Source organism: Protofrankia sp. Cr1, from assembly GCF_963555865.1.
Lineage (GTDB): Bacteria > Actinomycetota > Actinomycetes > Frankiales > Frankiaceae > Protofrankia.
Genome location: NZ_CAUVXO010000029.1, coordinates 1 through 6,847 on the forward strand (window position 1 = coordinate 1; position 6,847 = coordinate 6,847).

Below are 6,847 nucleotides of genomic sequence, written 5' to 3' on the forward strand. Positions count from 1 at the left end.
TTGCCGGGGTTGACGAGGCCGGCCGTGGCGCGTGCGCGGGTCCGCTCGTGGTCGCGGCCGTCATTCTTCCCACGGGTGGATCACGCCGGCTCGGTGCGCTGGCAGACTCCAAACGGCTGTCCGCCCGTCTGCGTGACCAGGTGTTCGAAGGCATACTCGGCGTCGCTCAGGCCTGGGCGACCGTCGTGATCGACGCCTCCGAGATCGACGTGGCGGGTGTACATGTGGCGAACACAACCGGAATGCGTCGCGCGGTGGCCCGGTTGGTTGCGCGGCCCGGATATGTCCTGACCGACGGGTTCGCCGTGGCGGGACTGGGAGTCGGCTCCACCGCAGTGCTCAAGGGGGACCAGGTGGTGGCCTGCGTAGCAGCGGCGTCCGTCATCGCCAAGGTGACCAGGGATCGGATCATGGATGGCTTGCACTCCGGGTATCCCGAGTACGATTTTGCGCAGCACAAGGGGTACGTCACGGCCGCACACGCCGCGGCTCTTGCTGCTTACGGGCCGTGTGAACAGCATCGGATGTCGTATGTCAATGTGGCAGGAGCGTACCGCGAACGACTGTCGCGGCTGGAGGACGTCGTGACACCGACCGGGCTACGCAGCGCGACGGAGGGCGCATGAGCGCCGAAGACCTCGAAAAGTACGAGACCGAGATGGAGCTTCAGCTCTATCGCGAGTACCGCGATGTCGTCGGTCTGTTCTCTTACGTGATCGAGACTGATCGTCGTTTCTACCTGGCGAACGACTACCAGATCGATGTCCGCAACAGCGCCGGCGAGGTCTTCTTCGAACTCACCCTGCGTGATGCGTGGGTGTGGGACATGTTCCGGCCGGCGCGGTTCGTGAAGAACGTCCGTGTCGTCACGTTCAAGGACATCAACGTCGAGGAGCTGACCAAAGCGGAGCTCTGAGGGCCGCTGTGTCCAGCTTCGGGCTGGCTGCGGTCTGGTCTGTGGATGAACGCACGTTGTCCACAGAAAGTGATCTTTTCTCGCCAAGGGCTGACCGGTCGACCACTCTGATCTCCACGGGCGCGTCCGTCGCCCGTGGACGGGAGCGGACGATGCGGGTCAAGGATGCGCTCGGGCGGTTCGGGGAGGACACCGCCGTCCGGTATCTGTTGGACGGCGGCATGGAGATTGTCGACCGCAACTGGCGGTGCGCCGCGGGCGAGGTCGACATCGTCGCCCGGGACGGTTCGTGTCTGGTGTTCTGCGAGGTCAAGACCCGCTCCGGGGACCGCTACGGGACGCCGGCTGCGGCCGTGGTCCCCGCCAAGGTTGCGCGGATCCGCCGGGTCGCCGCACAGTGGCTTCATGATCATAACCATGAGCTGGTGGCGTTGCGGTTCGACGTCGTCGAGGTGTATCGCCGCTGGGACCGCCCGATTCGGGTGGAACACCTACGAGGGGCGTTCTGATGCCGCTCGCGCGGGCGTTCAGCGTTGCCATCGTGGGGGTGCACGGGCACCTCGTCGAGGTCGAGGCGGATCTCGCGAACGGGCTGCCGGCCATCACCCTCGTCGGCCTGCCGGACGCGGCGCTGCACGAGGCCAAGGACCGCATCCGCGCCGCGATCGTCAACTCGGGTCAGGCCTGGCCCAACCAGCGGATCACAGTCGGGCTCTTCCCCGCGACCCTGCCGAAGTCCGGTAGCGGGTTCGATGTGGCGATGGCCGCCGCGGTTCTCGGCGCGGCGGCCACAGTTCCGCCGGAGTCGCTTCGCGGTCGGGTGCTGCTCGGAGAACTCGCGCTGGACGGTCGGTTGCGGCCCGTGCGCGGCGTACTGCCAGCGGTGATGTCCGCGCTCGACGCGGGCATTGACCGCGTCGTCGTTCCCGAGGCCAACGGTGCGGAGGCGGCGTTGGTCCCGGGCGTCGTCGTCGAACCCGTGGCGGATCTCGACTGCCTGGTCCGGCTCTTGCGTGGTGAGTACGCGCCGGATCGACCGCCCAGAATCATCATGGATGCGCCGCCGGCCGCCACGCAGGATGCCGGCGATCTCGCCGACGTGGCGGGCCAGTCCCGCGGGCGCCTGGCGGTCGAGGTGGCGGCCGCCGGCGGCCACCATCTGTTCATGCAAGGTCCACCGGGCAGCGGCAAGACCATGCTGGCGGAGCGGTTGCCAGGCCTGCTGCCCGCGCTCGACACCGAGGCCGCGCTTGAGGTCACCGCCGTGCACTCGGTTGCCGGGTTGCTGCCGGCGCACTGCCCGCTCGTGCTCCGGCCACCATTTCGCAGCCCGCACCATTCGGCAACGCCAGGTGCACTCGTCGGTGCCGGTTCAACTGTGTTGCGACCGGGGCTGGCCAGCCAGGCACACCGCGGTGTGCTGTTTCTCGACGAGGCCCCCGAATTCGCCCGTCTCACGTTGGACGCGTTACGTCAGCCGCTGGAAAGCGGGGTGATCGAGCTTGCCCGGGCCCGGATCAGCGCTCGGTTTCCCGCCCGGTTCCTGCTGGTGTTGGCGGCGAACCCGTGCCCGTGCGCCCGGGCGGGCGGCGCTGCGGCCAAACTGTGCGACTGCCCGAGCCTGGTTCGCCGGCGTTATCTCTCCCGGCTGTCGGGACCCCTGCTCGACCGGGTGGATCTGCAGGTGGAGCTTGCCGCGCCGAGCCGTGCCGAGCTGCGAGCGGACTACAAGTACGCCGAGACCTCCGCGGTGGCGGCCGAGCGCGTCCAGCGCGCTCGGCAGGCGGCCTCGCGCCGGCTGGCCGGTACGCCATGGCGTACCAACGCCGAGATCCCCGGTCCGGCTCTGCGCCGAATGTGGCCGCTGCCGGCCGGCGTGACCCGACCGGCCGATCTTGCCTTCGAATCGGGTCACCTGACCGCTCGGGGGCTCGACCGGGTCCTGCGGGTCGCCTGGACCCTCGCCGACCTCGCAGGCGTGGCGTGCCCCGGGCCGACCCAGCTCGGGATGGCTCTGGACCTGCGCCTGCCAGGGCGGTCCCAGTGACCGCCGACAGCGAGCGGTTGGCTCGGGTGGCCCTGGCACGCGCGGTCGGGTCTGACAAGCCGGCGATCAGTATCGAGGTCGCCCGCCGCGGGGCGGCATCGGTCTGGGCCGATCTACGCGTGAGCCATCCCGATGTCGACCCGGAGCGCGACCTTCGCCTGCTGGCCACACTCGGCGGGCGACTGCTCTGCCCGGGTGACCCGGAGTGGCCGTCCGCGCTGGGCGTACTTCGCGATGTGCCCGGGGCCGATGCGCACACCGAACCGGGCGAACCGCTCGCGCTGTGGGTGCACGGCGCCGGGGACCTCAACCAGTTGTGCGAGCGCGCCGTGGCGGTCGTGGGGTCGCGCGCGGCCACGGCCTATGGAACGACGGTCACCTCTGATCTTGCCTCGGGGCTGTCGGACCGGGGCTGGACGGTGGTCTCCGGGGCGGCCTTCGGCATTGACGCGGCTGCCCATCGCGGCGCGCTCGCGGCCGGTGGGCCCACGATCGCGGTCCTTGCCGGCGGCGTCGACATCGCCTATCCGCGTGCCCACGCGGAGCTGCTGGCGCGTATCCGCGACAACGGGCTGGTCCTGAGCGAGGCACCACCGGGCAGCTCGCCCTACCGGGGGCGCTTTCTGACCCGTAACAGGATCATCGCCGCGTTGACCCGGGGCACGGTTCTGGTCGAGGCGGGTCATCGAAGCGGCGCTCTGAACACCGCTCGGCATGCACGGCGCTTGGGGCGGGTGGTCATGGCTGTTCCAGGACCGGTTACCAGCGCGCTGAGCGTGGGTTGTCACCGTCTGTTGCGGACGCACCGTGAACAGACCGTCCTGGTCACCGATGCGGCCGAGGTCTGTGAGGAAATCGGCGCGGTCGGTGAGCTCGCCGGCCACCTGCCCGTACCGCCGGGCATCCGCGATGGCCTTCCCGAGCTCGTGCGCCGGCTCCTTGATGTCATGCCGGCGCGGGGGTCGGTGGGTGGGGCGGTGCTCGCCGAACGGGTGGGTGAGCGGCCGGAAACCGTACAGGCCCTGATGGGCCCCCTTGTCGTGGCCGGTCTGGTGGAGCATCGAGCTGGCGGGTACAGCCTGACGGCACTGGGCCGGGCGCCGTCGGCGGCCACTGCGTCGCGCCCACCGGAAAGCTGATCGTTGTTGGAGAGCTGATCCTTGTTGACCTGGCCACCGGGACAGGGCACGGTCGGGCATATGGGTGGTGAGACGGGTGCTCGCGCGGATGCGGTTACCTGGGATGTCGCTGTTGACGCCTACCTGAGGTACCTGGCCACCGAGCGGAACCGGTCGGTCGAGACCGTCCGTGCCTACACGGTCGATCTCCGAAACCTGTGCGCGTACGCCCGTGGGGTGGGGCGCCACGAACTGGTGGAACTCGATCTTGACGTGCTGCGCGGCTGGCTCGCCGCGATGCGCTCCGGCGGCAGCGCCGCCGCGACCGTGGCCCGCCGGGCGTCGGTCGCCCGCGGCTTCAGCGCGTTCGCGGCGAGGCGGGGCTGGCTACCCGTCGACGTCGCCGATCGGCTCGCCGGCCCGCGGCGATCGGCGACGCTGCCGACCGTGCTGACCGCCGTCCAGGCGTGGGAACTGCTGGCGGTGGATCCGCGGACGGAGGCCGACGACGGACCGGCCGGACCGCGACGGGATGCGCTCCGTGCGCGGGACTGCGCGGTTGTCGAACTGCTGTACGCGACCGCCACCCGCGTCGGTGAGTTGTGTGGTCTGGACCTCGACGACGTCGACGACGAACGGCGGCTCGTGCGGGTGCTGGGCAAGGGCGGGCACGAGCGCGCGGTTCCGTTCGGCCTGCCCGCGCGACGCGCATTGCGGGCCTGGCTGGACGCCGGTCGGCTGGCGCTCGTGGTGCCCGGTAGCGGCGGAGCGCTGTTTCTCGGCGCACGCGGTGGCCGGTTGGACCCGCGCACGGTCCGCCGTATTCTCAGCGCCCGGCTGGCCGCGGTGGGCAGCGCCCGAACCGCGAGCCCCCATGGCCTTCGGCACGCCGCGGCCACCCACCTGCTGGAAGGCGGTGCCGATCTGCGCTCGGTGCAGGAGCTGCTGGGGCACGCAAGTCCCGCGACCACACAGATCTACACCCATGTCACGGCGGAACGGCTCCGGGCCGCCTATGAACAGGGGCACCCCCGGGCCTGAGGGCAATCGGTCCGACGGGACGGGTTCAAGCCAGTGGCAGCAGCCTGGGCTGGCGGTGCGGCAGCAGACTGAGCGGATTGAGGTAGTGGGCTCCGTCGAGCAGGCCCCAGTGCAGGCAGGCGTCAGCGGGACACCCCGGATGCCCCGCGACGAGCCGGCCGATGATCTCGCCGCCGGCCACTGACCGGCCCTCGGGGACAACCGGAATGACGGGTTCGTAGGTCGTTCGCAGTGCCCCGTGATTGATCGTGATCACGCCACGCCCGGCGATCATGCCGGCGAACGAGACGGTTCCCGGACCGGCGGCGCGCACGTCCGCGGCTGGCCTGCCCGCCAGGTCGACACCGCGGTGGCCCGGTCCGTAGGGCGTCGCGGGTGGCACGAAGCCGCGACCGATCACCAGCGGGCCGTCCAGCGGCGCCCGCCAGCGTGCTGGCCCGGGTGCCGGCGCCGGTGCCGGGGCGGTTGCCGCCAGGGTCCGGTAGCCGGCAACCGTGTGCGGCCATCGGCTGACCATGAGGGTGACCAGCAGGGCCAGGACGAGGATGACGGCTCGATGCCGGGGCGGTGGGATCATGGCGGCTCCTTGGTTCGCTCCAGGCCTCGGGCCTGTACCGATCTCCGGTCACCAGTGCCACGGTGCCTGCATCGGCGGCCTCGGTCACGCGCGGACAGCCTCCTGTGGACAACCCGCGCAGGAGCGCGGTGCCGGTGGGCGTAGAATCGGGGACACGGCTCGTGTCGTCGAGCTGAATACGCGCGCCCTTTCTCTGCCGACCTTCCTGGTATGGCGGGGAAGGCTTCCTCGGTCCGCCGTTCCCGCGGTGGTAGGGGCCAGCAGGGCGTCAGGGGCCCCGGTCGCCGGCTGGGGCCTGTAACCGAGGTGCGCCGGTCCGCCCGGCGCCGGAAGGGAGCGACTAGCCATGGCTGTCGTCACCATGAAGCAGTTGCTCGAAAGCGGTGTCCACTTCGGGCACCAGACAAAGCGCTGGAACCCGAAGATGAAGCGCTTTATCTTCACCGAACGTAATGGCATCTACATCATCGACCTGCAGCAGACCCTGTCCTACATCGACCGGGCCTACGACTTCGTGAAGGAGACCGTCGCCCACGGCGGTACGGTCTTGTTCATCGGGACCAAGAAGCAGGCCCAGGAGGCCATTGAGGAGCAGGCGCAGCGGGTCGGTATGCCTTATGTCAAGGAGCGCTGGCTCGGTGGCATGCTCACGAACTTCTCCACGGTCTACAAGCGCCTCCAGCGACTGAAGGAGCTCGAGGAAATCGAGCTCACCGGCGGTACGGAGGTCCGGACGAAGAAGGAACAGCTCGTCCTTTCTCGCGAGAAGGCCAAGCTGGAGCGCACCCTCGGCGGTATCCGCGACATGGCCCGTGTGCCCAGCGCGGTCTGGATCGTCGACACGAAGAAGGAGCACATCGCGGTCGGCGAGGCGCGGAAACTGGGAATTCCGGTGGTGGCTATTCTGGACACGAACTGTGACCCGGACGAGGTCGACTACCCGATTCCCGGCAACGACGACGCCATCCGCAGCGCGGCCCTGCTCACCCGCGTGGTAGCCGATGCCGTGGCGGCCGGCCTGCGCTCCCGGGCGGGCGGGTCGACATCGACGGACGCCAAGCCCGAGGTGGCCGCCGGCGGAGAGCCGCTGACCGCGTGGGAGGAAGAGCTTCTGCGTGGCCAGGGTGCCGTGGCCGAACCAGCGGTGG

The 6,847-nt window shown here is 70.0% G+C and carries 8 protein-coding genes; 7 read left to right on the forward strand and 1 reads right to left on the reverse strand.

Translation table 11 applies throughout. The features are described from left to right. The 6 genes from U9980_RS04855 to U9980_RS04880 form a co-directional block, all read left to right on the forward strand. Positions 1–626: ribonuclease HII (locus U9980_RS04855; protein WP_322766870.1), on the forward strand; the 626-nt coding region annotated here is incomplete at its 5' end. Next, positions 623–916, forward strand: a complete 294-nt coding sequence (locus U9980_RS04860) for a DUF2469 domain-containing protein (protein ID WP_239310639.1) — start codon at positions 623–625, stop codon at positions 914–916. The genes U9980_RS04855 and U9980_RS04860, both read left to right, overlap by 4 nt. Positions 917–1,068: 152 nt before the next feature. Then, positions 1,069–1,425: a YraN family protein gene (locus tag U9980_RS04865; protein WP_322752128.1), complete on the forward strand. Its 357-nt coding sequence runs from the start codon at positions 1,069–1,071 to the stop codon at positions 1,423–1,425. Continuing rightward, positions 1,425–2,963, forward strand: a complete 1,539-nt coding sequence (locus U9980_RS04870) for a YifB family Mg chelatase-like AAA ATPase (RefSeq protein WP_322752122.1) — start codon at positions 1,425–1,427, stop codon at positions 2,961–2,963. Before U9980_RS04865 ends, U9980_RS04870 begins: the two co-directional genes overlap by 1 nt. Continuing rightward, positions 2,960–4,102, forward strand: a complete 1,143-nt coding sequence (gene dprA, locus U9980_RS04875) for a DNA-processing protein DprA (protein ID WP_322766871.1) — start codon at positions 2,960–2,962, stop codon at positions 4,100–4,102. Before U9980_RS04870 ends, dprA begins: the two co-directional genes overlap by 4 nt. Before the next feature lie 60 nt (positions 4,103–4,162). Further along, on the forward strand, positions 4,163–5,122 hold the full coding sequence (locus U9980_RS04880; protein WP_322766872.1) for a tyrosine recombinase XerC: 960 nt from the start codon (positions 4,163–4,165) through the stop codon (positions 5,120–5,122). A gap of 25 nt (positions 5,123–5,147) precedes the next feature. On the opposite strand, the gene U9980_RS04885 is transcribed toward U9980_RS04880, so the two are convergent. Next, positions 5,148–5,699 (reverse strand): M23 family metallopeptidase, encoded by a 552-nt coding sequence (locus tag U9980_RS04885; RefSeq protein WP_322766873.1) that lies wholly within the window; start codon positions 5,697–5,699, stop codon positions 5,148–5,150. 346 nt (positions 5,700–6,045) lie between these two features. Between U9980_RS04885 and rpsB the strand changes: the two genes are divergently transcribed. After that, positions 6,046–6,847: 30S ribosomal protein S2 (rpsB, locus tag U9980_RS04890; RefSeq protein ID WP_322766874.1), on the forward strand; the 802-nt coding region annotated here is incomplete at its 3' end.